The organism is Nonomuraea sp. NPDC004702 (genome assembly GCF_053601695.1).
This window is the reverse complement of sequence record NZ_JBSGCE010000003.1, coordinates 392,672-418,379: the sequence shown is the minus strand read 5'-3', so window position 1 is coordinate 418,379 and position 25,708 is coordinate 392,672. Positions and strand designations below refer to the sequence as shown.

Annotated in this window: 30 protein-coding genes; 15 read left to right on the top strand and 15 right to left on the bottom strand. The window is 71.1% G+C overall.

Going from position 1 to position 25,708, the window contains the following annotated elements; all coding sequences use genetic code 11:
- Positions 1 to 340: 340 nt before the first annotated feature.
- Entirely contained in the window at positions 341 to 958 is a 618-nt protein-coding gene (locus ACWEJ6_RS06945; RefSeq protein WP_452421955.1) for a TetR/AcrR family transcriptional regulator C-terminal domain-containing protein, read from the bottom strand.
- A 434-nt stretch (positions 959 to 1,392) separates the two neighbouring features.
- Between ACWEJ6_RS06945 and ACWEJ6_RS06940 the strand changes: the two genes are divergently transcribed.
- A complete protein-coding gene (locus ACWEJ6_RS06940) occupies positions 1,393 to 1,869 on the top strand; it encodes a DUF6326 family protein (RefSeq protein WP_452421953.1) in 477 nt (158 codons plus the stop codon).
- Positions 1,870 to 1,905: 36 nt separating this feature from the next.
- Here ACWEJ6_RS06940 and ACWEJ6_RS06935 read toward each other — a convergent pair whose 3' ends face one another.
- On the bottom strand, positions 1,906 to 2,808 hold the full coding sequence (locus ACWEJ6_RS06935) for a LysR substrate-binding domain-containing protein (protein WP_452421951.1): 903 nt from the start codon (positions 2,806 to 2,808) through the stop codon (positions 1,906 to 1,908).
- Positions 2,809 to 2,996: 188 nt separating this feature from the next.
- Here ACWEJ6_RS06935 and ACWEJ6_RS06930 point away from each other — a divergent pair, with 188 nt between their 5' ends.
- Entirely contained in the window at positions 2,997 to 3,302 is a 306-nt protein-coding gene (locus ACWEJ6_RS06930; protein WP_387674423.1) for a DUF1330 domain-containing protein, read from the top strand.
- A 266-nt stretch (positions 3,303 to 3,568) separates the two neighbouring features.
- Here ACWEJ6_RS06930 and ACWEJ6_RS06925 read toward each other — a convergent pair whose 3' ends face one another.
- From ACWEJ6_RS06925 to ACWEJ6_RS06910, 4 genes are all read right to left on the bottom strand, one after another.
- The gene (locus ACWEJ6_RS06925) at positions 3,569 to 3,868 is read right to left on the bottom strand and encodes a hypothetical protein (RefSeq protein ID WP_387674426.1); all 300 of its coding nucleotides are present in this window, start codon (positions 3,866 to 3,868) and stop codon (positions 3,569 to 3,571) included.
- A 326-nt stretch (positions 3,869 to 4,194) separates the two neighbouring features.
- On the bottom strand, positions 4,195 to 4,644 hold the full coding sequence (locus tag ACWEJ6_RS06920; RefSeq protein ID WP_452421948.1) for a hypothetical protein: 450 nt from the start codon (positions 4,642 to 4,644) through the stop codon (positions 4,195 to 4,197).
- Positions 4,645 to 4,920: 276 nt separating this feature from the next.
- A complete protein-coding gene (locus ACWEJ6_RS06915) occupies positions 4,921 to 5,844 on the bottom strand; it encodes an NADP-dependent oxidoreductase (protein ID WP_452421946.1) in 924 nt (307 codons plus the stop codon).
- A 54-nt stretch (positions 5,845 to 5,898) separates the two neighbouring features.
- Entirely contained in the window at positions 5,899 to 6,636 is a 738-nt protein-coding gene (locus tag ACWEJ6_RS06910; RefSeq protein ID WP_452421944.1) for an SDR family oxidoreductase, read from the bottom strand.
- 93 nt (positions 6,637 to 6,729) lie between these two features.
- Here ACWEJ6_RS06910 and ACWEJ6_RS06905 point away from each other — a divergent pair, with 93 nt between their 5' ends.
- Both ACWEJ6_RS06905 and ACWEJ6_RS06900 read left to right on the top strand, forming a co-directional pair.
- A complete protein-coding gene (locus ACWEJ6_RS06905; protein WP_387674435.1) occupies positions 6,730 to 7,581 on the top strand; it encodes a LysR family transcriptional regulator in 852 nt (283 codons plus the stop codon).
- 173 nt (positions 7,582 to 7,754) lie between these two features.
- A complete protein-coding gene (locus ACWEJ6_RS06900) occupies positions 7,755 to 8,066 on the top strand; it encodes a hypothetical protein (protein WP_452421942.1) in 312 nt (103 codons plus the stop codon).
- Positions 8,067 to 8,172: 106 nt separating this feature from the next.
- Here the strand turns inward: ACWEJ6_RS06900 and ACWEJ6_RS06895 are convergent, their stop codons facing one another.
- Positions 8,173 to 9,000: an SDR family oxidoreductase gene (locus ACWEJ6_RS06895; RefSeq protein WP_452421940.1), complete on the bottom strand. Its 828-nt coding sequence runs from the start codon at positions 8,998 to 9,000 to the stop codon at positions 8,173 to 8,175.
- A 57-nt stretch (positions 9,001 to 9,057) separates the two neighbouring features.
- Here ACWEJ6_RS06895 and ACWEJ6_RS06890 point away from each other — a divergent pair, with 57 nt between their 5' ends.
- Positions 9,058 to 9,540, top strand: coding sequence for a MarR family winged helix-turn-helix transcriptional regulator (locus ACWEJ6_RS06890; RefSeq protein ID WP_364344704.1), 483 nt, complete (start codon positions 9,058 to 9,060; stop codon positions 9,538 to 9,540).
- 32 nt (positions 9,541 to 9,572) lie between these two features.
- Here the strand turns inward: ACWEJ6_RS06890 and ACWEJ6_RS06885 are convergent, their stop codons facing one another.
- The gene (locus tag ACWEJ6_RS06885) at positions 9,573 to 10,301 is read right to left on the bottom strand and encodes a TetR/AcrR family transcriptional regulator C-terminal domain-containing protein (protein WP_452421938.1); all 729 of its coding nucleotides are present in this window, start codon (positions 10,299 to 10,301) and stop codon (positions 9,573 to 9,575) included.
- A gap of 85 nt (positions 10,302 to 10,386) precedes the next feature.
- Here ACWEJ6_RS06885 and ACWEJ6_RS06880 point away from each other — a divergent pair, with 85 nt between their 5' ends.
- Positions 10,387 to 11,214 (top strand): alpha/beta fold hydrolase, encoded by an 828-nt coding sequence (locus tag ACWEJ6_RS06880; protein ID WP_452421936.1) that lies wholly within the window; start codon positions 10,387 to 10,389, stop codon positions 11,212 to 11,214.
- 31 nt (positions 11,215 to 11,245) lie between these two features.
- Here the strand turns inward: ACWEJ6_RS06880 and ACWEJ6_RS06875 are convergent, their stop codons facing one another.
- The gene (locus tag ACWEJ6_RS06875; RefSeq protein ID WP_452421934.1) at positions 11,246 to 12,064 is read right to left on the bottom strand and encodes an alpha/beta fold hydrolase; all 819 of its coding nucleotides are present in this window, start codon (positions 12,062 to 12,064) and stop codon (positions 11,246 to 11,248) included.
- Positions 12,065 to 12,123: 59 nt separating this feature from the next.
- Between ACWEJ6_RS06875 and ACWEJ6_RS06870 the strand changes: the two genes are divergently transcribed.
- Positions 12,124 to 12,978, top strand: a complete 855-nt coding sequence (locus ACWEJ6_RS06870; RefSeq protein ID WP_452421932.1) for a LysR family transcriptional regulator — start codon at positions 12,124 to 12,126, stop codon at positions 12,976 to 12,978.
- Positions 12,979 to 13,015: 37 nt separating this feature from the next.
- Here the strand turns inward: ACWEJ6_RS06870 and ACWEJ6_RS06865 are convergent, their stop codons facing one another.
- Positions 13,016 to 13,849 (bottom strand): LysR family transcriptional regulator, encoded by an 834-nt coding sequence (locus ACWEJ6_RS06865; RefSeq protein WP_452421930.1) that lies wholly within the window; start codon positions 13,847 to 13,849, stop codon positions 13,016 to 13,018.
- 71 nt (positions 13,850 to 13,920) lie between these two features.
- Between ACWEJ6_RS06865 and ACWEJ6_RS06860 the strand changes: the two genes are divergently transcribed.
- A complete protein-coding gene (locus ACWEJ6_RS06860; protein ID WP_452421928.1) occupies positions 13,921 to 14,664 on the top strand; it encodes an SDR family oxidoreductase in 744 nt (247 codons plus the stop codon).
- Positions 14,665 to 14,715: 51 nt separating this feature from the next.
- Positions 14,716 to 15,681, top strand: coding sequence for a hypothetical protein (locus ACWEJ6_RS06855; RefSeq protein ID WP_452421926.1), 966 nt, complete (start codon positions 14,716 to 14,718; stop codon positions 15,679 to 15,681).
- 53 nt (positions 15,682 to 15,734) lie between these two features.
- Here ACWEJ6_RS06855 and ACWEJ6_RS06850 read toward each other — a convergent pair whose 3' ends face one another.
- Positions 15,735 to 16,298 (bottom strand): alpha/beta fold hydrolase, encoded by a 564-nt coding sequence (locus tag ACWEJ6_RS06850; RefSeq protein ID WP_452421924.1) that lies wholly within the window; start codon positions 16,296 to 16,298, stop codon positions 15,735 to 15,737.
- Between the two features lie 12 nt (positions 16,299 to 16,310).
- Positions 16,311 to 17,660 (bottom strand): alpha/beta hydrolase, encoded by a 1,350-nt coding sequence (locus ACWEJ6_RS06845; protein WP_452421922.1) that lies wholly within the window; start codon positions 17,658 to 17,660, stop codon positions 16,311 to 16,313.
- A 288-nt stretch (positions 17,661 to 17,948) separates the two neighbouring features.
- Here ACWEJ6_RS06845 and ACWEJ6_RS06840 point away from each other — a divergent pair, with 288 nt between their 5' ends.
- Together ACWEJ6_RS06840 and ACWEJ6_RS06835 are read left to right on the top strand one after the other, a co-directional pair.
- The gene (locus ACWEJ6_RS06840) at positions 17,949 to 18,332 is read left to right on the top strand and encodes a PadR family transcriptional regulator (protein ID WP_452421920.1); all 384 of its coding nucleotides are present in this window, start codon (positions 17,949 to 17,951) and stop codon (positions 18,330 to 18,332) included.
- Positions 18,329 to 19,276 (top strand): hypothetical protein, encoded by a 948-nt coding sequence (locus ACWEJ6_RS06835; protein WP_452421918.1) that lies wholly within the window; start codon positions 18,329 to 18,331, stop codon positions 19,274 to 19,276. The genes ACWEJ6_RS06840 and ACWEJ6_RS06835 overlap by 4 nt, the downstream gene beginning before the upstream one ends.
- Before the next feature lie 172 nt (positions 19,277 to 19,448).
- On the opposite strand, the gene sigJ is transcribed toward ACWEJ6_RS06835, so the two are convergent.
- Positions 19,449 to 20,384, bottom strand: coding sequence for an RNA polymerase sigma factor SigJ (gene sigJ / locus ACWEJ6_RS06830; protein WP_452421916.1), 936 nt, complete (start codon positions 20,382 to 20,384; stop codon positions 19,449 to 19,451).
- A 231-nt stretch (positions 20,385 to 20,615) separates the two neighbouring features.
- On the opposite strand from sigJ, the gene ACWEJ6_RS06825 reads away from it, so the two are divergent.
- The 4 genes from ACWEJ6_RS06825 (at position 20,616) to ACWEJ6_RS06810 (ending at position 23,931) form a co-directional block, all read left to right on the top strand.
- Positions 20,616 to 21,272 carry an FMN-dependent NADH-azoreductase gene (locus ACWEJ6_RS06825; protein WP_452421914.1) on the top strand — a complete coding sequence of 219 codons (657 nt, stop codon included), beginning with the start codon at positions 20,616 to 20,618 and terminating at the stop codon, positions 21,270 to 21,272.
- Between the two features lie 22 nt (positions 21,273 to 21,294).
- Positions 21,295 to 21,723 carry an ester cyclase gene (locus tag ACWEJ6_RS06820; RefSeq protein WP_452421912.1) on the top strand — a complete coding sequence of 143 codons (429 nt, stop codon included), beginning with the start codon at positions 21,295 to 21,297 and terminating at the stop codon, positions 21,721 to 21,723.
- 70 nt (positions 21,724 to 21,793) lie between these two features.
- The gene (locus ACWEJ6_RS06815; RefSeq protein WP_452421910.1) at positions 21,794 to 23,320 is read left to right on the top strand and encodes an MFS transporter; all 1,527 of its coding nucleotides are present in this window, start codon (positions 21,794 to 21,796) and stop codon (positions 23,318 to 23,320) included.
- Positions 23,321 to 23,346: 26 nt separating this feature from the next.
- Positions 23,347 to 23,931 carry a TetR/AcrR family transcriptional regulator gene (locus tag ACWEJ6_RS06810; RefSeq protein WP_452421908.1) on the top strand — a complete coding sequence of 195 codons (585 nt, stop codon included), beginning with the start codon at positions 23,347 to 23,349 and terminating at the stop codon, positions 23,929 to 23,931.
- 42 nt (positions 23,932 to 23,973) lie between these two features.
- On the opposite strand, the gene ACWEJ6_RS06805 is transcribed toward ACWEJ6_RS06810, so the two are convergent.
- Positions 23,974 to 24,915, bottom strand: coding sequence for a quinone oxidoreductase family protein (locus ACWEJ6_RS06805; RefSeq protein WP_452421906.1), 942 nt, complete (start codon positions 24,913 to 24,915; stop codon positions 23,974 to 23,976).
- A 212-nt stretch (positions 24,916 to 25,127) separates the two neighbouring features.
- A complete protein-coding gene (locus ACWEJ6_RS06800; protein WP_387674493.1) occupies positions 25,128 to 25,697 on the bottom strand; it encodes a TetR/AcrR family transcriptional regulator in 570 nt (189 codons plus the stop codon).
- Positions 25,698 to 25,708: the final 11 nt, after the last annotated feature.

The following is a 25,708-nucleotide window of genomic DNA, read 5'->3' as shown; positions in this document are numbered from 1 at the left end:
CCCGTGGGCCGAGGCCGCGAGCACGACGACCGCGATGACCAGGCCCAGCACGGGCGGGGACGCCGGCCGCGACGTGGACGCTTCGGGTGTCCAGCATGACCAGGCTCGGGTCGCGCCAATCGGCCCTTCTTCTCGCGGCCGGCGCAGCAGGTCGTGGATCGTCTTGTCGGTGCCGTCGTCGCGCCATTTGACGAAGTAGTAGGACGTCGCGCCCTTGGGCGGCAGATCGTGCGAGAGTCGCCTTCGTGGTCGCTGACCGAGGGGGCGCGGCCTTCCAGGCCGTGAGGACCGGTAACACTACAAACCCGCACGATCACATGACGACATCACAGATGGAGGCTCACGTAGGCACTCTCAGGGGCTCCAGGGCGGCCAGGACGAGGTCGAGGCCGAAGGTGAACTCCTCCGCCGGGTCGTAGCCGGCAGCGGCGAGCACCGCGGCGGACTCGTTGAGGTAGGGGAACTCGTCAGGAGGAAGCTGGGGCAGGAAGACGTCCTCGGTCATGTCCGCGAACTCATCGGCGGTGTCGAACGGCAGGCTGGCTTCCTGCAGGGCGAAACCGTAGACATAGCTGTCGAGCAACCAGTTGGCGTGCGTCGCCATCAAGACCGGGAAGCCGGCCCTCCGCAGGCAGGCGGTGACCGCTTCGCGGTGGCGGAGGTTCGCGGGCCCCGGCGATGTCCGCGACTCCATCAGGCCGATCGCCCACGGGTGGCGTGCGAGAACCTGCCGGGCGGATACCGCCCGGCAGCGCATCGCTGACTGCCAGTCGGCCTCTTCGGGCGGGAGCTCGATCTCCTCGAACACGACGTCGATCATGGCGTCCAGCAACTCTTCCTTGTTCGCCACGTAGTAGTAGAGCGACATCGCGCCCGCGCCGAGCGCGCCGGCCAGCCGGCGCATGCTCAGCCCGTCGACCCCCTCGCGGTCGGCGAGCCGGACCGCCTCGACCACCACCCGTTGCCTGCTCAACGCCGCGTCTGACGCCCCCTGGCGTTGTTCCCTCGCAGACACGGGTCTCCTCTCCCTCGCTCGAACGGCTTGACAATCGTCCAGCGCACCGTCATGGTACAGCGTACTACTTGTAGTACAGCGTACGACGTACGGTGTACGAACCGACCGGAGCCGTAGCTCGGACGTGAGGAGGCTTGTGGGAATCGAACAGCGGTCGAGTGCCGGAGCACGCCTGGCGCCGGGGGCGAGTCCGGCCGGGGCGACGACGATGCGGGCCGCCGACCAGCACCGTTACGGCCTGCCCTGAGCCTTCGAGTCGTCCGAGGTCCGCGCTACCGCTGCCGGTCGAGGCGATGTGCTCGTCCAGGTGGGCGCGGCCTCGGTACATCCCTGCCGCCACTCCGGCGGAGGGACCGCTCCTCTCGAAAGAAGAACCGATGACCACCCGAACGAAAGCCGCGAACCTGCTCGACAACCGGCCGGTCCCCGTGCACGCCAAGCTCGCCGCCGCATGGACCAGCTTCATGTTCCTCTACATCTACGTCGACTACTTCCACCTCCACAAGCCCGGCGTCATCGACAACCTCCGTGCCGGCGTCGTCTTCGAGTTCGACATCAGCCCGACGTTGTTGACCATGATGCTCGCGTCCGTGGCGATCCCGGCCCTGATGGTGATGCTCTCCATGACGCTGCCCGCCCGGGTGAACCGCGCCACGAACCTCGTCGTCGCATCGCTCTACATCCCCTACTCGGTGTTCAACGCGGTAGGGGAGTCCTGGGACTGGGCCCCCTTCTACGGCCTTTCCATCGGAATCGAAGTGCTGCTCCTGGCCTTCATCGTGCGCTCCGCCTGGACATGGCCTCGAACCCCCGCCGTCCCGGCCGGTCCCGCGACGACCGACCTTCGACAGTAGGGGTCCGTGTGAAGCCCTACTTCGCTACCGCAGGCGTCAGTCCGACAGCCAGCGCAGCTCGTGCGCCAGGGTTTTTGCGACGGCACGGATGCGGCGGTGAAGCGGCGACTGCTCGCGCGGGAGGACCAGGTGGATCGTCAGGCTGGGCGCGCCCCGCAGCGGTCGCCAGGTGAGACCGGCCGATTGTGTCGTGACCGCGGCTTCCCCGGCCGGGGCGAGGGTGACCCCGTCGCGTAGGTCACGTTGAGACATGTCGAAGGAGACCGCGGGCGTGTGGAATCGCGGGTGTGGTCGGGCGTCTCGGAACAGTCCGGACAGCTGATCGTGGATCACGGGGTTGGCCGCACGGTCAGGGAGCCGCAGCGGATACGCGGCCGCGTCGGCGATCTCGATCTCCGGGTGTTCGGCCAGCGGATGGTGCTGCGCCAACTGGACCCCGACGCGCATACGCCGCAGCAGGAACCGGCGCACGCCACGGCCCGGCTGTTCACCGCGGGTGATCCCGGCCTCGATGCGGCCGTCGGCGACCGCGGGGGAGATCTCCGGTGTCGCCATCGGGACCGCGCTGACCTCAAGTCCGCTGTTGCCGCGAATCAGCCTGTCCACCAGCGCCGGTACCGTCTCGGACCCGGCGCTGAGGCTGTAACCGATGCGCAGCGTGCCCAGTTCGCCGGCCGCCGCGCTCCGGGCGGTGTCCCAGGCCCGGTCCAGCGCCGCCAGCGCGGGCGGCGCGGACTCCGCCAAGGCCGCACCGGCCGTGGTCAACACGACGCTACGCGTGTTGCGGACCAGCAGGGCCGTGCCGAGTTCCGCCTCCAATCGGCGCATCCGGGCGCTGAGGGCGGGCTGTGCGATACCGATCCGTGCGGCCGCGCGGGTGAAGTTCAACTCCTGCGCCAGCACCAGGAAGTACCGCAGGCTCACCGTGTCCGGCGCCACGTGCCCTCCCTGCCGATTGATAACGATCCGTTCTGAGTCTATCCAGAATCGATCTTTCCCTCGGCCATACGTCGGGCCCTAACCTGCGCATATGACGATTCAACCGGCCACAGCACCCGTCGCCGGGATCGATCGACTTGGGTGTCAATTCGAAGTCGGACGTGTCCGGCCGAACACAGGAGGTTTCCATGGCTAAGGGCTACTGGGTCAGTGTCTACCCCGCCATTTCCGATCCTGAGGCCCTGACTGCCTACGACAAGCTGGCCGGTCCGGCTGTCCAGGCTGGGGGCGGGCGCAACCTGGCCCTCCTCCCGTCCCGTGGCGGTCGAGTCGTCGCCCACGAGGCCGGAATCACGCAACGTGTCGTTCTGATCGAGTTCGACAGCTTTGAACAGGCCGTCGCGGCATACGAGAGCGAGGCTTACCAGAAGGCGCTGGTGGCATTCCCCGACGGCGTCCAGCGCGACTTCCGCATCATCGAAGGCATCGACTGACAGTGAGGTTCGCCGGGCGCCGACCCGGTGCCGGCGGGCAAGCTGTCGGCGCCGGCTCGCTACGGGCCGGTCTCCAAGGCGCCGACAGCCTTCAGCAGCCCCCGGCGATTCGCGGACTTCGCGGACAGGCCCCGACGCGCGCCCGCGATATCCGGCCACACCTGCACGGCATGCCCGGATGACCGCGGTGGCCGGCGGCTGTGTTTCCGGCTTCAGGTCAGCCCCTCCAGGTCTGGAGGGGCTGACCTCTTGGGGCTTGGTCGGAGTCAGACGGTGGTGGCCAGCCAGCCGATGGTTTCGCGGGCGTGGTGTCCGTCGCTCTTGGTGGCGCCGGCGAGGATCTCGTTGATGCGGATCCGGAAGCCCTGCGGCGTCACGTCCGCGATTCTGAGGCCGGGGGTCTCGGGTCCGTTGAAGGTCTGGACGAAGGGGATGACGATCACGCGTGCCCCGGCGGGGAACGGGGTCGGGAACGTCACGTGGGTGAAGGTGGAGGTGTCGCCGCCGGTGGTGGCCACGGGGTGGGTGGAGTCCAGGTCGAGGATGCCGGTTTGGATCATGCTCATGCGGGGGCTCCTTGTGGTGAGAGTACGGCTCCGGGTTTCGCGCTAGGTGATCAGAATCCCGATGTTCGCTACTGAACGTACATATTTGAACACTGTGTGTGATGTGTCGCGGCAGTGAGGAATGCCTGCCTCCGTAGGCTCACCCCCGTGCGGGCGTCGCCCGCGGCCAGGCAGTCCCGCTGGCCACAGCGGGCGACAGTTCCCGCCGCCGGGCTCGGTCCGGGCGTTCGGGGAGAAGTCCGACGCTTCCCGCCGCGATGACATGGCGGGGACGTTCGCCGCCGAGCAGTACGGTCCCCAGCCGTTTCGCCTGCGGGCGTCGGCGCTCAGACCGCGCCCACCCAGTGCGCCATGATCCCGGTGCGCCCATCGCCACCACTCTCGATGACGGCCTCGCCGGTCCCGATGCGGTAGGCGTGAAGTGTCACGACGTCTCCGGCGGCGAAGGTCTGCAGGAGCGTCTGCCCGGCCGTGGCTCGCAGTGTTGCATTGACACCGGCCAGGCCGCTCTGTGCCTCACTGCCGGGAAGGAGCACGCCATTGATGAACAACGCTGTGTGGACATACAGATGCGGCGACACCACGGCCACCGCGTGGAGGGCGTGATAGGAGACCTCCCACACACCGGGGAAGGGGATCTGCAGGTCCGGAACCTCAGAGACCTTCTCGTGGACACGGTCGGCACCCCTGAGCGGGTGGCCGAAGGCGAGCGGGCCCGTCTGGAGCCATACTTTCGAGGCTCCCTGCTGGGGAGGCGCGGTGTTGGGTGTTGTCATATCTGGCACACCTTCCGGATGAGGGCCTTCCGCCCTTCGCTGGGGGACGAGCCGCTGAACGGGCGCGGGTCGCACTCGCATCGATGCGTCTCTTTGAGTATTCGTTCAACTCCGTTCTGTATTCGAGAGAGAGACCACTGTCCCTCTGGCCACATAAGCCCCGCTACGGGTGCCCACGGAGCGGAGGGCTCCTTCTCGCCGAATCGTTGTCAAATCGCTCATGCAGCGCCAGTAGGTTGAGCAGAGCCTTGAGCGGGCTGCGTCGCATGGTGCCGGTCAGGGGCTGAGCACGATCTTGCCGTGGGTGTGTCGGCGTTCGAGTTCGGTGTAGGCCTGGCGGACCTGCGTCAGCGGGTAGACGTTGGCGATCGGGACTTCGAGGTGTCCGTCGGCGATCAGGGCGGCCAGTTCGGCGAGTACCTCAGCACCCGGCCTGGCGTTGGTTCCGGGTTCGGTCTTGACCCCGTACCTCGCGGCCGCCGCGAAATCGGCGATGGTGTCGATCCGCTCGGCGGCGACGCCGAGGGCAAGGGCCATTTCGACGTACCCGCCGCCGTAGGCGTCGATGAAGGTGTCGATGCCGCTCGGTGCGGCGGCCTTGATCCGGTCGATGACACCGTCACCGTAGGCAACCGGGATCACGCCGTGTGTTCGCAGCCACCCATGGTTGTGCTCGCTCGCCAGGCCGATGACCGTGGCTCCGGCGCGGCGCGCGAGCTGAACGGCGAGCGAGCCGACTCCTCCGGCTGCCGCGGAGACGACGACGGTCTCCCCGATGTCGAGTTGTACGGAATGCACTGCTCGCCACGCGGTCACTCCGGCGACGTACAGGCCGCCCGCAACCTCCCATGAGACGCCGTCCGGCTTGGGGGTGAGGTTGTCGACGTCGACCAGGACCAGCTCGGCCTGTGCTGCCCGCCGCTCGGAGAACCCGATCACCTCGTCGCCGACCGCGAATCGGTCGACTCCGGCGCCGACCTCGGCGACGATCCCGGCGAGGTCGCTGCCCTGCCCGGACGGAAAGGTCGAGGGAAAGATGTCGGCCATCGCGCCGGTGCGTATGGCCGCCTCACCGGGGTTGATGCCTGCGGCCTTGACCCGCACGAGGACCTGCCCGCTCCCGGGTGCCGGCCGGTCGACCTCGTCGACCCGCAACACCTCGATTCCACCGAACTCGTCGTATCTGACTGCCTTGGTCATTGTCTTGCTTCTCCTGTCGCGCGATGCGCTTCCGGCGTCGAGAACGGGAAGGTGTTACCAGGGCACGCTTCCGGCGTCGTCGAAGAACCCGCCGGTCGGTCCGTCGTCGGGCAGGGTCGCGAGGTGAATCGCGATGGCCGCACCCTGTTGTGGCGTGCGGACGCCTTGGAAGCCGTTGAGGTCGGTGGCGGTGTAGCCGGGGCAGCCGGAGTTGATCAGGATGTTGGTGCCGCTCAGTTCCTTGACGTATTGGATGGTGAGGGCGTTGAGGAAGGTCTTGGAGGCCAGGTAGGCGGCGGGAACCGGGCCCATGTCGATGCCCGGTGTGGTTTGCAGGGCGAGTGAGCCGACGCTGCTGGACATGTTGACGATCCGCGGTGCCGCCGAGTCGCGCAGCATCGGCAGCATCGCGTTGGTGACCCGGATGACGCCGATCACGTTGGTTTCCACGACGGCTCGCACGGTCGCGGGCTCGACCGTGGTCGGTGTCTGTGGCATACCGCCGGTGATCGCGGCATTGTTGACCAGGACGTCGAGCCCTCCGGCCTGGACGGCGATCAGCTCGGCCGCGGCGGCGACACTTTCGTCGTCGGTGACGTCGAGGGGCACGCCGAACGCATCGATCCCGTCCGCGCGCAGCTTCTCGACCGCGGTGTCGCGGCGATGTCCGTCCCTCGCGCCCACACCGATTCGCCAGCCCAGGGCGCCCAGCCCTGCGGCGATCTCGTATCCGATTCCCTTGTTCGCGCCGGTCACCAGCGCGATCGTCCGTTCGCTCATGCCGTCGATCATGTTGCGGACTCGGGCGGGGCGTCCAAGACCGGTCAGGTGGACGGCGATACCGCACGGGTATCGGCCGTGGTCAGCGCTGGGTACGATGAGCCGGTGGAGACCCGGGAGTTGCGATACTTCGTCGCCGTGGCCGAGGAGTTGCACTTCGGACGGGCGGCGCAACGGCTCTCGATGGCGCAACCACCACTGTCGCGGGCGATCCAGCAATTGGAACGGCGGCTCGGAGTCGTTCTGCTGCACCGCACCGCTCGCGCCGTCGCCCTGACCGAGGCCGGGTCGGTGCTGCTACGGGAGGCCCGGCTCGCGCTCGACGCGGTCGAAGCCGCCGAGCGCCGCACCCGCCGCGCCGCGGCTGACCAGCCCGGTGTGGTCCTGGCCACCAAGGCCGGAGCGTCCAGGGAACTGCTGGCGAAGCTGCTGCACGCCTACGCCGCCGAACCGGGCTCAGTGCCGGTCGAGGTGATGCTGTGCGGGCCGGGCGAGCCGGAGGGTCTGCTGCGCACCGGACGTACCGACGTCGCCCTGCTCCACCGGCCTTACGACACGACGGCCGGACTCGACACCGAGGATCTGCACACCGAACAGCAGGTCGTGGTCCTGCCCAAGGGGCATCCGCTCGCCAACCGGGCGTATCTGTCGTTGGCCGAGGTCAAGGCCCAGACGGACCTGCCCCTGCCGCGCTGGCCCGGACGGGACGGCGGCCATCCGGACGGCCCCGGCCCGCAGGTGCGCGACCATACCCAACTGTTCCAACTGATCGCGCTCGGGCTGGCCTGCGCCGTCGTCCCCGAGTCGCTCCGAGAGCAGCTGCGCGACGACTACGCCATCGTGCCGGTGCCGGACGCGCCGGCCGTCACGACCGTCATCGCCTGGCCGCCACACAGCAGATCCAAGGCCGTCGCCGACCTCGTCCGCACCGCGACACGCCTATGGTCGGCGGCCTAGTTCGAACGTCGCAATCCAAGCGGGTCCACGGATGAGGCCTCCGCCTCTCACGCAAGCGTTCGAGCGCGGGACTGCCTGGAGCGAATGACGGCGACGAGGTGGAGGCCGCGATGCGGGCGGCCCTCGCCGAGCGCCGCCCCCACGAATCAGACGCGGACCTCGTGGCGCGGTCCATGATCACTGCACTGGCTGCCCGTCGCCCCGAACGCGCCCGCGGCGCATATCACCTGCTCGACGCCACACCGGCACTTCAAGCTCGCATCCACCAGTTGGTGTGGCGCGACCAGGAGCACGTTGTCGAAGCCCTGCTGACGGGAGTGCCTCGGACTCCCGAGGCCGAGCTCCGCGCGCGTGTCATCACCCACGCCGTCACCGGGACGATCCGCGTGGCGGTTGTCGCCTGGATTCGGTCCGGCCAGTGCAGCACCGTCGTCGCCCATTGCGAACAAGCTCTGACCTTCTTGCGCGAAGAGCTTGCTCACTGACGGGGTAATTCCGCAAAGAGCGTGACAATCACGAAGCAACTGCGGATGCGAACCATTCGGAATCCGACGCTGCCCGTCCCCGCGCGGGCGGGCCGTACTGCTCTTCTTAGCTGAACGCAGCGGCGTTGCGGGCCGCCCAGTCGGCGTAGGTGTGGGGCTCGTCGCCGGTCAGTTCGCGCACGGCCGGTGACACGTCCGCGGCCCTGCCGACGAATGAGGCGAACAGCGTGAGCATCGAGTCCACGACCGGCGCGGGGGTATGCGCGATCATCTGCTCGCGCGCCTGCTCGGGAGACAGCTCCTCCAGGCGCAGGTCGCGGCCCAGGACCTCGCCGAGGATCCGGACCCGCTCAGCGGTCGTCAGCGAGGCGGGCCCGCTCAGCTCGTACGCCTTGCCCGCGTGCCCGTCGTCGAGCAGCGTCCGCGCGGCCACCGCGGCGATGTCGCGTTCGTCGATCGGCGCGGTGGCGGCCTCGGCGAACGGGGCGCGCACCACGCCGCCGTTCTTGACGCCGGGCGCCCACCGCAGGTCGTTCGCCATGAACGCGCCGGGACGCAGGAACGTCCACGGCAGCCCCGAACCGGCCACGGCCCTCTCGTACTCGGCGTGGGCGCTGCCCAGCACGCCGGCCTGCTTCATGGTCACCGCCAGCGCGGACAGCAGCACCACGTGCCCGAGGCCGGCCCTCGCGGCCTCGCGCAGGAAGCCGTCCACCTGGCCGGCGGCCGGGAGCAGGAACGCGCGGTCCGCGCCCCGCAACGCGACTCGCAGGTCCTCTGCCTGCGACATGTCGGCCTTGATGACCTCCACGCCGTCGGGCAGCCCGGCCCGCTCGGGGTCGCGGCTGATCGCCCGGACCTGCTCGCCCGCCCCGAGCAGCAGATCCACCAGCTGACGTCCGACGTTTCCCGTGGCGCCTGTCACCAGAATCACGTCTACCTCACTTCGGATATCCGAACTGTTTGGATATGGGCACTGTAACCTGTGACCGTGACGGACCCCGTTTCGCCCCCGCGACTGCCACGCCCCGAGGAGGTCAGGGAAGCCCTCGGCTTCGTACCCCTGGTGGAGGCGTACTTCCGGCGGGCCCAGGCCGAGATGCCGGACCGGATGCGGGAGATCTTCCGCAACCACGGGCTCACCGGGAGGCACGGCGCGGTCATCCCGCAGCTGACCGTCGAGTCGTCGCTCAGCGTGAGCGAGCTGGCCGACAGGATGGGCGTGTCGCTGCCGACCGCGAGCGAGCTGGTGGGCGACCTCAGCCGGGCCGGCCTGGTCGAACGCCGGGAGGATCCGGCCGACCGCCGCCGCACCCTGGTGTCGCTGGCCCCTGACCATCGGGCCATGGTCGAGGGGTTCGTCGCCCTGCGCGCCGCGCCGCTGCTGCGCGTTCTGGACAACCTCTCGCCGTCGGACCGGCAGGGGTTCGTGGCGGGGCTGATCGCGTGGGCGCACGAGGTGCGCAACTGGTGACGCCGGGTCCGCGACGGGACCGGGCCCCGGCGCTATGACGGGGACGGGGCCGCGCAGCGGGTGGCGAGGCCGTCCAGGAGGCAGTCGAGGCCGAACGTGAAGCGGCGCTCGCTCTCGCGTTCGACGTCGATCTCGCCCGTGGCGGCCATCCGGCCGGCCAGCGTCGGGTGGCGTTCGGCGACCTGGCGCAGGTAATCGGCCGCCTGCTCGTCCCAGCCGGACCCGGTCCCGCTCATCCGGGCCAGCGTGTCGCGCCAGGCGACCTCCGCGATGACCGCGCCGACCACGTGGTCGTTGACGGCGGCCATGGCGGCGTCGAGGTCGGAGCCGGCGAACCCGGCGCTCTCCAGCAGGCCCAGCCCGGTCTCGGCCAGGGCGAGCGCGTTCGGGCCGAGGTTGGGCCGCACGGTCAGCTCGGACAGGGCCCACCGGTGGCGCAGCAGCATGGCGCGGTTGCTGCGGGCCAGCGCCGCCAGGCCGTCCCGCCAGCCGGACGGGCCGGGGCCGGCGCGCACCTCGCCCAGCACGCGGTCGAGGGCCAGCTCCAGCAGGTCGTCCTTGGTGTGGACGTACCAGTACAGCGACCCGGCGGTAACCCCCAGCTCGGCGGCGACGCGGCGCATCGACAGCCCGCGATGACCCTCGGCGTCGAGGACGGCGACCGCCACTTCGACGATCCGCTCGCGGGTGAGCTGACGGTCGCGCGGCGGCCGCTCGGGACGCAGCCACACGGACCCGCCGGAGGACTCTGACGACGGCACGCGATCACCCTACCCGCCTTGACGTCGCCTTCCATTCCCTTATACAACGTTCAAGACTATTAAACACTGTTCAAGGAGGAGCCGGATGCCGGCCTTGATGTTCCGCCCGAACGGCCAGCTGCCGGGCGACGTGCACGTGACCGCGCTCGGCCCCGAGTCCGGGCCGCCGGTGATCTTCGTGCACGGCTCCACGAGCTGGGGCGACGACCCGGTGTACGGGTTCGCGGCGCAACGCCCGCTGGCCGCCCGGTTCCGGCTGCTGCTGATGGACCGCCGGGGCTACGGCGGCAGCCCGGACGCCGGGGACAGGTTCCCCGGCGACTACCTGGCCGACGCGGACGACGTCGCCGAACTCCTCGGCGCGGGCGCGCACCTGGTCGGCCACTCCTACGGCGCCGTCGGAGCCATGATCGCGGCGGCGCGGCGGCCCGAGGCGGTGCGCTCGCTCACCTTGGTCGAGCCGGGCAGCTACCAGGCGGCCGCCGACCACCCCGCGGTGGCCGAGGCGTTGCGCGCCAACCGCGCCGCCTACGCCGACCTCCCCGACCTGACGCCGGAGGAGTGGCTGCGCGCCGCCGCCGGCTCGACCGGCATGCCCGAGCCAGGCACGGGCGAGCGGCGGTTGCGCGCGGCCGCCACGGCACTGCGCGAACGCGTCTGCTGGGAGGCGGGCCTCCCGCTGCCGGCGCTGCGGGCGGCGTCCTTTCCCAAGCTGGTCGTGTCGGGCACCTGGGAGGGCGCGCCGGGGCCGTACCGGGAGCGCGGCGGCGTCCCTCTCGTGGCCTGCGCACGGGTCACGGCCGAGCGGATCGGTGCCCGGCACGAGCAGGTGCCGGGCAGCGCCCACTACCCCCACGTCGAGGCGCCGGAGCGGCTGAACGCGCTGCTCACCGCCCTCTGGTCCGGCGCCTGACTGCCGCGGAAGGCGTCACGGGAGAGGCCCGTCAAGCCAGGAAGAACGTGGCCAGCGTGCGGGCGACCAGTGCGGGGTCGTTCTCCATGGGGATGTGGCCGGCCTCGGGCACCCGCACCAGCGTGGTGTTCGGCACCTCGTCGGCGAACCGCTGCGCGTAGCCGACCTGCTGGAAGGTGTCGTCCTCGCCCCACACCAGCAGCTTCGGCGCGTCGCAGGCGAGCAGGGCAGGCATCAGGCCGAGGGTGTAGCGGCTGTCGGCGGCGCCGGCCAGCGCCATCCAGGACCGTCCCACGCGTGGTTCGCGCCACGGGTCGAGGTAGTCGTCCAGTTCTTCTTCGGTGGCAGGCCGGGCCAAGGCGGTGGTGACGGCCACGCGCCGGGCGGCGAGCAGGTCCTCCACGGTGGTGGCGGCGACCACGGCGGGGTCGCGGTAGCGCGCCACGCCGGGCACCGGCCAGGAGTCGTAGCTCACCGAGTTGACCAGTGCCAGCCGGGGAACCGCCAGCTCGCCGCCGGTCAGCAGCTGCTGGGCGACCGCGCCGCCGATGTCGTGCCCGGCCACGCCCGCGGGCTCGTCCATGCCGAGCGCCGCCGCGAACCGCGTCACCCAGGCGGCCAGCGCGGGCACGGTGGCCGTCTCCAGCGTCAGCTCCCCTTCCGAGCGGCCCAGGCCGGGGAGGTCGACGGCGACCGGCCGCAACCCGGCCGCGGCCAGGTCGTCGAGCACCGGCAGCCAGACGCGGCTCCAATACGTGCCGTGGAGCAACAGGACCTGCGGGCCGTGCTCGCCCGCCGTCAGATAGCTGGCCGTACGGCCGTCGACGTCGATCGTCATGCGTGTGGACATGGCCATAACCATCGGGGAATGGATCACCGCCGGTCAAATACCACTTAGGGTATGGCCCTATGACGTTGACGCAGCTCCGAGCGCTGATCGCGGTGGCCGAGCAAGGCGGGTTCACCGCGGCGGCGGACCTGCTCGGCATGTCCCAGCCCGCGGTCAGCCGCGCTGTCGCCGCTCTCGAACGCGAGCTCGGCGCCCCCCTGTTCGTCCGTCACACCGACGGCATCGCCCTCACCGAGGCCGGGCGGCGCGCCCATCTTCGCGCCCGTGAGGCTCTTCGCCACTTCGACCTGATCCGCGCGGAGGTGGCGGCCGCCGCCGGTGAGGTCACCGGGCCGCTCCGGCTGGCCAGCCTGCCCAGCGCCACCGGCACCCTCATCGCCCACCGGTTGCGGACCTTCACCGATCGCCACCCCCAGGTCCAGGTACGCCTGTTCGAGGGGGCCGACGACGACGTCCGCGGCTGGCTGCAGGCGGGCGCGGCCGAGGTCGGGGTGGTCACGCTCCCCGCCCCCGGCCTGCACACGATCCCGCTCAGCACGCACGAGATGGTCGCCGTGGTGCCGGCCGGCCATCGCCTGGCGGGGCAGGAGACCGTCCACATCACCGACCTGGCCGGGCAGCCGTTCATCCTCACCACGGCGGGCTGCCGTCCGCTCATCACCGACGCGGCACGCCAGGCGGACGTGCAGCTCGACGTCGCCTACGAGGCCGGCGGCCAATCGGCCATCCTCGAAATGGTGGCCGCGGGCCTGGGGGTCAGCATCGTGCCCACGCTCGGCCTGCCGGCCCGGCTCGGACCGGTCACGACCAGGCCGCTCGAACCGCGCCTCACCCGGACGCTCGCCCTGGCCGTCCTGTCGCCGAGCGACTGCGGACCCGCCGTCCGGGCTTTCCTCGACCTGGCCGAGCAATGATCTTCGGCAGGGTCGGGGCCTGACGGCGCTCTCCTCCTCATCGTGATGCGACGATGGTTGCGGTGCGGACGAATGCCGCGAGTGCGGGTGCCCGGCCTCCTTGTGGCCAGGCGAGGACGAGGGTGGTGGGCTCGGCGTCGGTGACCGGTACGCAGACCAGGTCGTCGCGGAGCTGGCCGCGTACGGATGCGGGCACCACGGCGACCGCGCGGCCGAGCGCGATGAGCTGCAGGAGCTGGCCGACGTCCCGTACGGACAGCTCGTTCGAGGTGTCGGCCGACCAGTGGGGCATCGTCTCACCGGTCAGGTCGGCGAGGCGCACGCTCGCCCGGCCGGCCAGGCGGTGACTCCGGGGGAGGACGACGACCTGGTCCTCGGTCAGGAGTTCCGCGAAGTCCAGACCGGTCAGGTCGCTGTTCGAGCGGTGCAGCAGGCCGACGTCGGCGCGGCCGTCGCGGATCATCCCGGCGCGCTCGTGGGCCGAGCACAGGACGATGTCGACCGGGACCGCGTCCGGCTCGGCATCGTAGGCGGCCAGGATGCCGGGCATCAGGCCGCAGTCACCGCCGGGTTTCATCGCCACGACCAGCCGCGAGACGGGCCGGGCCGCCCGCTGGGCGCGTCGCACGGCTGCGTCGACCGCGTCCAGGGCCCGGCGGCTCTCGGTGAGGAACACCTCGCCGGCCGGGGTGAGCGCGACCCTTCGGCTGCTGCGTTCCAGCAGGGTGACGCCCATCCGGCGTTCCAGCCGGCCGATCGCCCGAGACAGCGGCGGCTGCGCGATGCCGAGACGCTCGGCCGCCCGTCCGAAGTGCAGTTCTTCGGCGACCGCCACGAAGAACGCGAGTTCGCGGGTCTGTAAGCGATCCATACCCTGAGGGTATCGGCCGAGACTCAGCCGGGCATTGTCCTGCCGTGGCCCCCGGTGGTGAGGTCGTCCCCATGACGGACAGCACGATCGCCCTGATCACGGGCGCGAACAGAGGGGTGGGGCGGGCCGTCGCCCGCCGGCTCGCGGACCGCGGCGCGACGGTCCTTCTCGGCTCCAGGGATCTCGCGCGTGGCGAGGAGGCGGCCGAGGCGCTCAGGTCCGGCGGCGGTGACGTGCACGCCCTCGTGCTCGACGTCACCGACGCGGCGACGATCGCGGCGGCCGCCGACCGGATCGGCGACCGCTTCGGCCGGCTCGACGTGCTGGTCAACAACGCCGGAATCTCCGGCGGCCCCGGGCCCACGGAGCCGGCGGCCGCCGACCTCGACCTGGTCAGGCGGGTGTTCGAGACCAACTTCTTCGGTGTGATCGCGGTGACCAACGCCATGCTGCCGCTGCTGTCGCGGTCGGCGGCGGCCCGCATCGTCAACGTGTCCAGCGGTGTCGGGTCGCTCGCCCGCATGACCGATCCGGATCACTACATGTCCCGGCTGGCGGGGCACGCGGTGTACCCGCCCTCGAAGACGGCGCTCAACTCCTTGACCGTGCAGTACGCCAAGGACCTTCGGGAACGAGGCATCCTCGTCAACGCCTGCACCCCTGGTCCCTGCGCGACGGACTTCACCCGGCACCTCGGCCTCCCCGTCACCCGCACGGCCGACGACGGCGCCGCGATCGTGGTCCGGCTGGCCACCCTGGACGCGGACGGCCCGACCGGAGGGTTCTTCGACGACGACGGCGTGGTGCCCTGGTGACCGCCTCCGCCGAGCGCCGTCAGGCGGGCGGGCGGCCGTAGCCTGGCGTTCATGGTCGAACGAGTGCGGGTCGCGGTGGTCGGCGTCGGTAACAACGTGTCGGCGCTGGTGCAGGGGATAGCGCTGTACCGGGCCTCGGGGAGTGTGGCCGGGCTCCGGAGGCCGGTGCTGGAGGGGCTGGGCGTGGGCGACGTCGACTTCGTGGCGGCCTTCGCCACCTCGCCGGAGAAGATCGGGCGGGACCTGTCCGAGGTGATCTTCCTGCCGCCCAACAACTATCCGAAGATCACCGGTGAGCTGCCGCCCACCGGCGTCACGGTGTCCAGGGGAATCACCGACGCCGCCGACGACGCCGAGGTGGACCGGGTGGCCGGGGAGCTCGCCGGAGCGGAGGTCGTGCTGTATGCCGCTCCCAGTGGCCGGCCGGAGACGGCGCGCGCCTATGCGGAGGCGGCGCTGCGGGCGGGGGCGGCGTTCGTCAACACCACCTCCGACCCGGTGGCCCGCGATCCGCGACTGCTGGACCGCTTTGTCACGGCCGGACTGCCGCTGCTGGGCGACGACCTGACCAGCCAGTTCGGCACCTCGGTCGTGCACCACGCCCTGCTGCGGCTGCTGGAGGAGCGCGGGCTCTCCCTCACCAGCTCCTACCAAGTCAATCTGGGCGGCACGGACGACTTCCGCAACCTGGCCGAGAACGGCGAGACCAAGATGCGCTCCAAGCTCAACGCCCTGGCCTCGGAGAGCGAAGCGCCTGACCGGGTGGAGGTCGCTCCGCTGGGATACCTTCCGCACCTGAAGTCGCACAAGGTGGCGCACATCAACATCGAGGCACAGGGCTGGGGCGAGACCACGGTGTCCCTGGACGTGAAGTTGAAGGTGCACGATCCCAGCGGCGCCGCCGGGGTCAACATCGACCTCATCCGCATGGCGGCCAGCGCGTTGCGGCAGCACCGTGGCGGCTACCTCGACGAGGCCGCGCCGCTGCTCAAGTCCCCGCCCGGCACCGCCGTCTGATCCGAGGACACGTAAGCGGTCACTCGACGCTTCTGTCCGGTTGGGGCGGTCCTTTACCAGCCCGCGGCGCGGCGGATCGGCATCCAGGTGGGAGCCGGGGTGCCGGTCAGGAAGTCGCCGACCAGCCGGACGCACAGCTCGGGCCTCTCGTGCAGCAGCAGGTGCGAGGTCCGCGGGACGACGGCCAGCCGGGCCGCGGGCAGCGCCCGGTACATCCGCAGGGTGTGCTCCAGGGTGACGATGTCGTCGTCGGCGGTCATGACCAGCACGGGGCAGGTGACGGTGGCCAGGTCGTCCGGCGTCAGCGGCCGGTCCTCGGTGACCGACCGGGCCGCCTTGGCGATCACGACGGGGAAGTGGCCGGCCCCGTCCGGCGACACCTCGGCGTAGGCGGAGACCATTGGCGGCGGAGGCGGCGCGTCGGTGCTCGGCCGCAGGATCATCCCGTCCGGGTGGAAGCGGCCGCTGGTCGGGACGAGCCGTTCGACGAGGTGCGGGTGGCGCACGGCGGTCCACAGCGCCACCATCGCCCCGGCGCTGTATCCGGCCAGCCGCACGGGACCGCCGGCCAGCGCGTCGAGGTTGCCGGTGAAGTCCCGGCCGGAAACTGATCGCAAGCCGCACAGGGGTCAGCGGCAGACCGTGCCGGGCACGGGAAGCGTCCCGGAGATCAGGTAACGGTCGATGCTCGCGGTCGCGCAGGCGTTACGCAGGTATGAGGTGTGCCCGTCGCCGTCATAGGTCAGCACCTGCGCCCCCTTGATGCCCCTGGCCAGGCTCTTGGCCCAGGCGAGCGGCGTCGCGGGATCATGCGTGTTCCCGACCAGCAGAACGGGCGGCGCCTGGGTGATGTGCACCGGCCGCTGCGGATTGGACGGCGGGACGGGCCATCCCACGCATCCGGTCGTCATGTCCCAGAACTCCGACGTCCCGCGCATGTGCGGGGCCCTCCGCGTGACGTCCCGGGCCCGCGTCCTGAGCTGCGGGAATCCGTTGATGTCAGGGTCGATGTCCTGGCAGAGGACCGCCCGGTAGGCCGAGGTCGTCGCAGGGTTGTCCAGCGCCTCGGCCCGCATCTGCCCGAAGAGCACCGCATCGCCCTGCTCCGCCTGGACGATGCCCCGGGCCAGACCGCCGTTGAAGTCGGGGGCCATCGTGAGCATCGCGTACGCGACGTAGCACAGTTCGTCCGCCGTCAGCGGACGCCCGCCGGTCACCGGGATCGGCGTCTCCTCCGCCTTGCGCACCAGCGCGTCCCACACCTGCGGTACGGACCGGCCGTGCAGCTCACATTCCTCGGTCCGCTCGCACCACCCGGCGAACCTGTCGAACCCGTCCTCCACCGCCGCCGCGGCATCGCGCACCATCCGGCGCGAGCTCATCCCGTGATCGACGATCCCGTCCAGCGCCATCGCCCGTACCCGGTCGGGGAACCGCCGCGCGTACTCTGTGCCGAGCATGCTCCCGTAGGAGCGTCCCAGGTAGCTGATCTGCTCCTCGCCCAGCGCGGCCCGCACCGCGTCGAAGTCCCGTGCCACGCTCCCGGTGTCCATGTGCCGGATCAACGGCCCGCAACTCTCGCCCACGGCCCGGTTGTGCGCGAGGAGCCGGTCATACTCCCGCCGCGTCTCGGGGAACTGCGTGACGGCCGGATCGTGCACCGCCTTCCCGCATGGGATCTGCTCGCTGCCGCCGACCCCGCGCGGATCGATCCCGACGATGTCGAACCGCTCGCGCAGCTCGTCGGAGAAGAAGTACGGCGCCCAGTCCCGCACCAGGTCGGCCGCACCCGTCCCCGGCCCGCCCGGGTTGTAGAACAGCGTCCCGATCCGTTGCCCGGTGGCCTTGCGTCGCGTCATGGTCAGCGAGACCTGCGGCCCGTCCGGCGTCGCCCAGTCCACCGGCACGGCAAGGGCGCCGCACTCGGCCCCGGGCTCCTTCCCGCAGGCTCGCCAGTCGATCGCGTCTGTGCTGGTCACATTCGCTGATGGGGTCGCAGCGGCCGGGGCCGCCGGGACCGATATCGCGATCAGCGCCAAGCCCGTGACGAGGGGGGTCCATTTCATGATTTGGATCGTCCCCCGCTCGCCAGCCTCCGTCATCGGCCTTTCGGCCTGCCGCGTCGGCCGAACGGACGACAGTTCATCGCGTTCGGCGGGTCTCTGTCTCGTGGCGCGATCCAGCCAGGGCGGCACATCGAGAAGGCCGGGACCCGGCTTCCAGGCCTGATTTGCAAGACGCTCAACTTATCTTTATATATAGATCACATGAGTCGAAGATCTATGCAGGAGCCGACGTTCCTGATCCTCACGGCGCTCGCAGCCGGGCCCCAGCACGGCTACGGCATCATCACGGACGTCGTGCAGATCTCAGGTGAACGGGTACGGCTGCAAGCCGGCACGCTGTACGCCGCGCTCGACCGCCTCCAGGGGGAAGGGCTGGTCGAGGCCGACCGCGAGGAGGTCGTCGACGGCCGCGCGCGGCGTTACTACCGTCTCACCTCCGCGGGCGAAGCCCGGCTGGCCGCCGAAGCGGAGCACCTGCGTCGCAACGTCGACACCGCCTCCTCGCGCCTGCGCGCCAGACTGCGCTCGGCGTACAGCCTCAAGGTCGCGACGCCTGGCCGCGAGTTCCTCGGGAGTGCATCGTGAATCTGGAGGACCGTTACCGGCGGTTACTGGCGTGGTACCCGAAGGAGCACCGCGCGCTGCACGAGGAGGAAATGGTCGCGGTCCTCCTCGCGACAGCCGCACCCGGCCGAGACCGACCGACCGTCCGCGAGACCTTCGACCTGCTGCGAGGAGCCTTCGCCATCCGGTTGTGGCGTGCCGTGGGGCCCGTCTCCCGCGGGCACTGGCGTGCCGCCTTCAACGTTGCGGCGCTTCTGGCGCCGATCTGGCTGCTCGTCCTCGAAGTCGGTCAAGCCGGCGCTCTCATGGAGATGTCGCTTCGGTCCGGAGTGGCGGGTCCGATGCTGACCTTGAGGCCCCTGGTGATCGCCCTGCCGTACGGGTTGATCGTTTTCCTGGCATGGCGGAACTCGCGAAGGGTCGCGGCCGCCGTGGCATGGGGCTGGGCCGTACTGTACGCCGGGCTCGTCGCCAGTCCGCCCGATCTCGGCCTTTCTCCCGTCTACGTGGCGTGGGACGGCGTGCTCCTCGTGGGGTCGGGATTCGGCAGCGTGGTGCGGTTCGTCCTGCCCGCCTGCCTGGTCGCTGTGATGCTGACGTTCGCTCCCTCATCCGGTCCTGCTCCGTTGGGAGCCCGGCGGATGGCCGGATGGGCCGCCGTCTCGCTCGTCGGCGCGGTGGCGAGCAGTCGGCTTCCCCCCTCGCCCGAGGGGGACCACCTCCTCCTTCTCGTGCTCGCGGTGGCGGCGGTCATGGCAGTGCGCTCGCCTGTCGGGCGGCGGGCGGCGTTCATCGTGTTGCCGCTCATGACCGTCACCCTCAACTGGCTGCGTTGGGTGGGGGATCCGGCGAACCTTCCAGCGGTGGCTGCGACCACGGTGGCCCTGCTGGCCGTCACGGCGCGGCTGGCCAGGACCGGCGCTCCCGCCTCCGGGCCAGCGAAGCGCCTGACAAGCGGTACGTGAGGTCGCCGGGCGACGCGCGAAGAACGCGTGGTCGCCGGCGGCACCACCGCGCTGACCGGCCCGACGTTCACGGTCACGTGCCGACCCGGCGCCGGCGTCAGTACTGGGCCGCGGCGTCGATGCCGCCGACGATCTCGCCCTCCATCGCCCACGTCATTCCTGAAGGCACGTCTCAGCCCGTCGTCCAGTGACGGAGCTTCTCGGGGTTGCGCACGACCCAGATGCGCTTGATCCTGTCGCCTGCGACCTCGAACGCGAACACCGTCACGATGACGCCGTCCTGCTCGGCCACCACCCCGGGCCGCCCGTTGACGGTGCGTTCCAGGTACGTCATGTTGCCGGGCCGGCGGTGGGCGATCTCGATCCAGGCGTGCGCGATCTGTTCGCCGCCCTCGATGGGGTCCAGGAAGGTGACGGCGAGGCCGCCGCCGTCGCCGATCGCCACGGCGTCGGGGTCGAGCAGTCCGATCAGGGCGTTGATGTCCTTGGCCTCCCACGCCCGCTTGAAGTCCCGGACGATGCCGGCCTGCCGGGTCGCCGGGGCCGCGGCGGGCTGGGCGGCGCGGATGCGGCGGCGGGCCGAGGAGGCCAGCTGGCGGCATGCCGCGGGGGTGCGGCCGACGATCTCGGCGACTTCGGCGAAGGAGTAGCGGAAGACGTCGTGCAGGACGAACGAGACGCGTTCGGCCGGCGTCATCGATTCGAGGACGACCAGGAAGGCCAGGTTGACCGATTCGTCCAGGGTGACCCGGTCGGCCGGATCGGAGACCGTCCCGCCGTCCGCAGGTTCGGGCAGCGGCTCGGGGAGCCATTCGCCCACGTAGGTCTCCCGCCGGACCCGTGCCGAGGCGAGCAGGTTCAGGCAGATGCGGCTGGCGACCGTCGTCAGCCAGGCGCCGGGCGACTCGATGGCCTCCTGCTCCCGCCGGGACATGGCGTACCAGCGGGTGTAGGTCTCCTGCACGGCGTCCTCGGCCTCGGCCAGCGAGCCCAGCAGCCGGTAGGCGAGGTTGATCAGGTGACGCCGCTCACTGATGACCACGTCCAGGCCCGGATCGAGCCACCCTCCTGCTGACCCAACGGCATCCGGCCTGTTCTGGCTGGTCATCGTGACGGCTCCCTCGGTCGTGTCTGCCTTCTTCCTGCTCGACAAGACAGCGTGCCGGAATGTGAGGCCGATGCCGTCACCTGACGTTTCCGGGGGCTGTGTTGTCGAACTGCACGCGGACGTCCTGACCACCACGGGAGGCGCACCAAGCGCCGCCGCCGCATACGGGTCAGCACGTCCGGACCTCGTTCGACCACGCCGCGTCGTCGCGGCCCCACCTCGGGAGCCACTTTGAGTCTGTTCCGGCTTGACGCCAGCATCCTTCCCGGCACCTCGGCCAGCGCCGAACTCGCCGACATCGTGGAAGCCGAATGGACCGCCGCCCACCCGGACGAGCCGGTGGTGCGCCGGCACCTGGGCACCGATCCACTGCCGGCCGACGCCTGGGCCCAGGCCCACCTCGGCGCGTTGACGCCCGAGCCCGACCGCTCGCCCGCCCAGCGCGAGGCGCTGGCGTTCGCCGTCTCGCTCGTCGCGGAACTGGCGGCCGCCGAGACGGTCCTCCTCGCCGTGCCGCTGTACAACTTCGGCGTCTCCCAGCACTTCAAGGCCTGGGTCGATCTGGTCATCGCCGGGGCGCCCCTGGGCAGCCCGGTGCTCAAGGGCAAGCCGACCGTCCTGGCCACCGTGCGCGGCGGCGGCTACGCCCCCGGCACGCCGCGCGAGGGCTGGGACCACTCCACCCCGTACCTCCGGCGCGTCCTCGCCGACATGTGGCAGGCCGACCTGACCATCGTCGAACGCGAGCTCACCCTCGCCGCCACCAGCCCAGGCATGGAACACCTGCGCGACCTCGCCGCCGGCCTCCACGTCCAGGCCCTGACCGCGGCCCGCGCCGCCGGCCGGGCGACCGCGGCCAGGCGGCTCCCGCGAACCGTTTCCCACTGACCCGAACAGGAGCGACATGTCAATGGATCAGGTGGCACGCAACAAGGCGGCGTTCGCCCGGCTGCACGACGCCCAGAGCAGCGGCGACGTCGAGGCCTTCGGCAGGGCGGTCGACGAGGTCGTGCATCCGGACGTGCTGATCCGCACTCCGCTGCCGATCGCCGCAACGGGGGCGGAAGCCCTCAAACAGGTGGGCGCGATGCTCCTGCACGCGTTCCCCGACCTGCACATCGAGGTCGAGGACGTGATCGCTGAGGGCGACAAGGTCGTCCTCCGCAACACGGTCACCGGGACTCACCGGGGCGAGTACATGGGCGTCCCGCCGACCGGCAGATCCATCACCTACAGAGAGATCATGATCGTCCGTTTCGCGGACGGCCGGATCGTCGAGACATGGGGGATCGTCGACGTCCTGGCCCAGCTGAAACAGCTCGGCCTGATCCCTTCGTGAAACGACCATCATGTTGAACGTGCGTACAAGTTGTACTAGCGTTCAACATGATGAGAACGAGGGGGACCCGATGACGCAGCGACAGTTCACGCGGGCGGGGGCGCGCCAGTGGGCGGGCCTGGGCCTGCTGGCCATGCCGACGGTGCTGCTGGGGCTGGACGTGACCGTCCTGTACCTGGTGGCGCCGAGCATGGCGGCCGACCTGTCACCGTCAGCCATCCAGCTGCTGTGGATCATGGACGCCTACGGGTTCCTCGTCGCCGGGTTCCTCGTCACCATGGGCACGCTGGGCGACCGGATCGGACGGCGCCGGCTGCTGCGGGCCGGGATGATCGCCTTCGCGGCGGTCTCGGTGCTCGCCGCGTTCGCCCCCACGGCCGAGCTGCTGATCCTCGCGCGAGCCCTGCTGGGGGTGGCCGGGGCGACGCTCATGCCCTCCACGCTGTCGCTGATCTCGAACATGTTCCCCGACGCGCGTCAGCGCGCGGTCGCGATCGGGGTCTGGGCCACGATGTTCGCGCTCGGCATGGCCGCCGGGCCGATCGTGGGCGGCGCCCTGGTGGACTCCTTCTGGTGGGGAGCGCCGTTCCTGGCGGCGGTGCCCGTCGCGTTCGTCGTCCTGGCCGGGGCGCGCGCCCTGCTTCCCGAGTACGCGGCCCCGTCCGGCGGGCGGCTCGACCTGGTCAGCGTGGGCCTGTCCCTGGCGGCGATCCTGCCGGTCATCTACGCCGTCAAGCACATCGCCTCCGAGGGGCCCGGCGGCCCGGTCCTCGCCTGCGCCGGAGCGGGCGTTCTGGCCGCGATCGTGTTCGTACGCCGCCAACGCCGCCTGCCCGACCCGCTGCTGGACGTGACGCTGTTCGGCAACCGGGCCTTCGTCGTGGCCCTGGGCGTGCTGCTCATCGGCCTGGCCGGGGTCGGGGGCTCGATGTACCTGGTCACGCAGTACCTCCAGCTCGTCGAAGGGCTCACCCCCTTCGACGCGGGGCTCTGGATGGGACCGCCGGCGCTGGCCATGTTCGCCGCCGCCATCGGTGCTCCGCTGGTCGCCCGGCGCTTCCGTCCCGGCTCGGTCATGGGCGCCGCCCTGGGGGCGTCCCTCGCCGGCTACGCGCTGCTCGCCACCGCGGGGCTCGACGACGCGGTCCCCGTGGCGGCCGGCTTCACGTTCGTCTACCTCGGGCTGGGCGCCCTCGCCGCCCTGGGCACCGACATGGTGGTGGGCGCGGTGCCGGCCGCGCGGTCAGGGTCGGCGGCGTCGATCTCCGAGACGGTCCAGGAACTCGGCATCGCCATCGGCGTCGCCCTGCTCGGCAGCCTCACCACCGCCGTCTACCGCGCCCAGGTGACGGTGCCCGAAGGTCTGACGCCGGAGAGCTCCGGCCCCCTCACCGACAGCCTGAACGCGACCGTGGCGATCACCGACAGCCTTCCGCCCGGGACCGTCGAGGCGGCCCGGCACGCCTTCACCACCGGGCTCAACGTCGCCTCCCTGGTCGCGGGGGTCGCCATCGCCGCCGCCACGGCGCTGTGCCTCGCGATGCTGCGCCACGTGCCCCCGCTCGGGGCGGAGCGGCCTCGCGACACCGACGTTTGAACGATGGTCCGACTATCCTGGGGCTCGTGCCGAGGAGCAGCAAGGACGACACCGCCGACGACGGCGAGCACGTCGACGGACGCCGCGCACGCGGCGAGAGGCGACGCGCGGAGATCATCGAGGCCACCCTCGCCGTGGTCACCCGCGACGGCGCGGCCGGCGTCACCCATCGCACGGTCGCCAAGCAGGCCGGCACCACGACGTCCCTGAGCACCTACTACTTCGCCACCCTCGACGACCTGCTCGTCGCCGCCCTCACGACCGTCGCCGACGCCTACACCGCCCGCATCCGCGACATCATCGACACCCCCGGCGACAAGCTCAGCGGCCTGGCCCACCTCATCGCCGAGTCCGCCGGCACCGGACGCGAACGCGCCCTGGCCGAACGCGAGCTGGCGACCCTGGCCGCCCGCCGCCCCGCCCTGCGCCCCGTGGCACGACGCTGGCGGCAGAACATCGCCGAACTCGCCACCACGCTGACCGACGACCCCGCGGCCATCGCCGCCCTCGTCGCGGCCTCCGACGGCCTGTGCACCGCGATCCTCCTCGACAACGCGCCCGCCGACCCTGACCACATCCAGGCCGTCCTGCAACGAGCCGTCCGCGACTGAGCGTCCAGGAGTGCCCTGAAGGGCTTCCGCCGCGGCAGGGCTTCACGTCATGCGGAGGATGACCTTGCCGGTGGTGCGGCGGGTGGTCAGGGCGGTGAGGGCGGCGGCGGCCTGGTCGAGCGGGTATTCGGCGCCCACCGTGGGGTGGACGCGTCCCGAGGCGGCCAGGGCGAGCAGGTCGTGCAGTGGCTCCGCGGCACGGCTGCCGGGGAGGCGCAGGTGGGCGCCCAGCCAGTAGCCGCCGACGGTGATGTTGCGCTCGCTCAGGACGCCGGGGTCGATGGGGGCGGCGTCGATCCCGCCGGAGGTGCCGTAGGTGATCAGGCGCCCGAAGGGCGCCAGCGCAGAGGGGGCTGCCTCGAAGACGGGGCCGCCGACGGCGTCGAGGATCACGTCGGCCAGGGCGCCGTCGTTGGCTTCGCGGACGCGCTCGGCGTAGCCGTCGGCGTCGCCGGGGATCGCGGCGTCGGCGCCGAGCCGGCGGACCAGGGCGCGCTTGTCGGGATTGGAAGCGGTGCCGATGACCCGTCCGGCGCCGAACTCCTTGGCCAGCTGGATCGCCAGGTGGCCGACCCCTCCCGCTGCGGCGTTGACGACGACGGTTTCGCCGGGGCGGACCCGCGCGGCCGTACGCAGCAGGTGCCAGGCGGTCAACCCCTGGACCAGGAGGGCGAGCGCGGCGCCCGCGGAAAGGTCCTCGGGGATCTCGACCGGATCCTGCACCAGCGCCTTGGTGGCGAACGCGCTGCCGGCGAAGGCAAGCATGCGGCGACCGTCCGGGGCCCGGCCGACGACCTCGCCGCCCGGGATGAACGGCAGTTGCGGCGGCAGGTAGGTGCCGCGCAGGCGCTCGGCGTCGGCGAAGTTGAGACCGGCGGCCTCGACGTCAAGGAGGATCTGGCCGGGGCCCGGCGTCGGGTCGGGAAGGTCGGCGGGGGTCAGGACATCGGGTTCGCCGAGGCGTTCTGCAACCATCGCTCTCATGCCGTCAACGCTAGGAGCCGGGCGGTTGCGCAGGTAGCGGGCGGGATTTGTGGATGAGGCGGAATGCATGAAGAGTCTTCATGCATTCCGGCGGCGGCGTCACCGGGGCAGGGGCTCGGTCGCCAGTAGTGCTCGGGCAGGTCGCCGGTCGGGGCTGGCCGGGGCCACGCATCGGTCCTTCGGTCGCCGGTTCCACAGCGCGACGGACCGGATCAGGCGAGCAACCGGTCGACCAGCCCGTCGAGGTAGTCAGAGGTGAGCGGCCCCGCGTTGAACAAAACGCGCATGTAGATCGGCGCCAGGAGGTGGTCCAGCACCTCCAGCACGTCGGGCGGGTTCTCGCCGCGGGCGCGGGCGCGGTCGAGCACGGCCTGCAGCTGGCTGGTGCGGTCGGCCAGAAGCTCGTCGCGCGCCTGCAGGCCCTGCTGGCCCTCGCCGGACAGCGCGAGGGTCAGCCGCACCAGCGCCAGGCCGTCGGGGCCGGTGACCTCCCGGGCCACGTTGGCGGCGTGGGTGCGCAGGTCGCCGGCCAGGCTGCCGGTGTCGGGCATCGGCGACTGCGCGTTGAGCCGGGTCAGCAGCACATCGCTGAGCAGGGCCTGGAGGTTGCCCCACCGGCGGTAGAGGCTGGTGTCGGCCACGCCCGCGCGGGCCGCGATGTCGCCGATCGTGAAATGTCCGTAGCCGCGCTCCCTGACCAGCTCGGTCACGGCTTGATGCACTGCCGCGCGGACCCGGGCGCTGCGCCCGCCGGGCCGCTTGGCCCGCCCCTGCTCATCCATGCGTCCCACCT

Excerpts from the sequence above, each read along its gene's own strand:
- ACWEJ6_RS06860 (WP_452421928.1), top strand. The coding sequence starts at position 13,921 with ATGACGGACAGCACGATCGCCCTGATCACGGGCGCGAACAGAGGGGTG.
- ACWEJ6_RS06880 (WP_452421936.1), top strand. The coding sequence starts at position 10,387 with ATGCCGGCCTTGATGTTCCGCCCGAACGGCCAGCTGCCGGGCGACGTG.
- ACWEJ6_RS06870 (WP_452421932.1), top strand. The coding sequence starts at position 12,124 with ATGACGTTGACGCAGCTCCGAGCGCTGATCGCGGTGGCCGAGCAAGGC.
- ACWEJ6_RS06940 (WP_452421953.1), top strand. The coding sequence starts at position 1,393 with ATGACCACCCGAACGAAAGCCGCGAACCTGCTCGACAACCGGCCGGTC.
- ACWEJ6_RS06865 (WP_452421930.1), bottom strand. The coding sequence starts at position 13,849 with ATGGATCGCTTACAGACCCGCGAACTCGCGTTCTTCGTGGCGGTCGCC.
- sigJ (WP_452421916.1), bottom strand. The coding sequence starts at position 20,384 with ATGACCAGCCAGAACAGGCCGGATGCCGTTGGGTCAGCAGGAGGGTGG.
- ACWEJ6_RS06875 (WP_452421934.1), bottom strand. The coding sequence starts at position 12,064 with ATGTCCACACGCATGACGATCGACGTCGACGGCCGTACGGCCAGCTAT.
- ACWEJ6_RS06920 (WP_452421948.1), bottom strand. The coding sequence starts at position 4,644 with ATGACAACACCCAACACCGCGCCTCCCCAGCAGGGAGCCTCGAAAGTA.
- ACWEJ6_RS06900 (WP_452421942.1), top strand. The coding sequence starts at position 7,755 with ATGATCACTGCACTGGCTGCCCGTCGCCCCGAACGCGCCCGCGGCGCA.
- ACWEJ6_RS06930 (WP_387674423.1), top strand. The coding sequence starts at position 2,997 with ATGGCTAAGGGCTACTGGGTCAGTGTCTACCCCGCCATTTCCGATCCT.
- ACWEJ6_RS06820 (WP_452421912.1), top strand. The coding sequence starts at position 21,295 with ATGGATCAGGTGGCACGCAACAAGGCGGCGTTCGCCCGGCTGCACGAC.
- ACWEJ6_RS06925 (WP_387674426.1), bottom strand. The coding sequence starts at position 3,868 with ATGAGCATGATCCAAACCGGCATCCTCGACCTGGACTCCACCCACCCC.
- ACWEJ6_RS06805 (WP_452421906.1), bottom strand. The coding sequence starts at position 24,915 with ATGAGAGCGATGGTTGCAGAACGCCTCGGCGAACCCGATGTCCTGACC.
- ACWEJ6_RS06840 (WP_452421920.1), top strand. The coding sequence starts at position 17,949 with ATGAGTCGAAGATCTATGCAGGAGCCGACGTTCCTGATCCTCACGGCG.
- ACWEJ6_RS06855 (WP_452421926.1), top strand. The coding sequence starts at position 14,716 with ATGGTCGAACGAGTGCGGGTCGCGGTGGTCGGCGTCGGTAACAACGTG.
- ACWEJ6_RS06815 (WP_452421910.1), top strand. The coding sequence starts at position 21,794 with ATGACGCAGCGACAGTTCACGCGGGCGGGGGCGCGCCAGTGGGCGGGC.
- ACWEJ6_RS06915 (WP_452421946.1), bottom strand. The coding sequence starts at position 5,844 with ATGACCAAGGCAGTCAGATACGACGAGTTCGGTGGAATCGAGGTGTTG.
- ACWEJ6_RS06800 (WP_387674493.1), bottom strand. The coding sequence starts at position 25,697 with ATGGATGAGCAGGGGCGGGCCAAGCGGCCCGGCGGGCGCAGCGCCCGG.
- ACWEJ6_RS06910 (WP_452421944.1), bottom strand. The coding sequence starts at position 6,636 with ATGATCGACGGCATGAGCGAACGGACGATCGCGCTGGTGACCGGCGCG.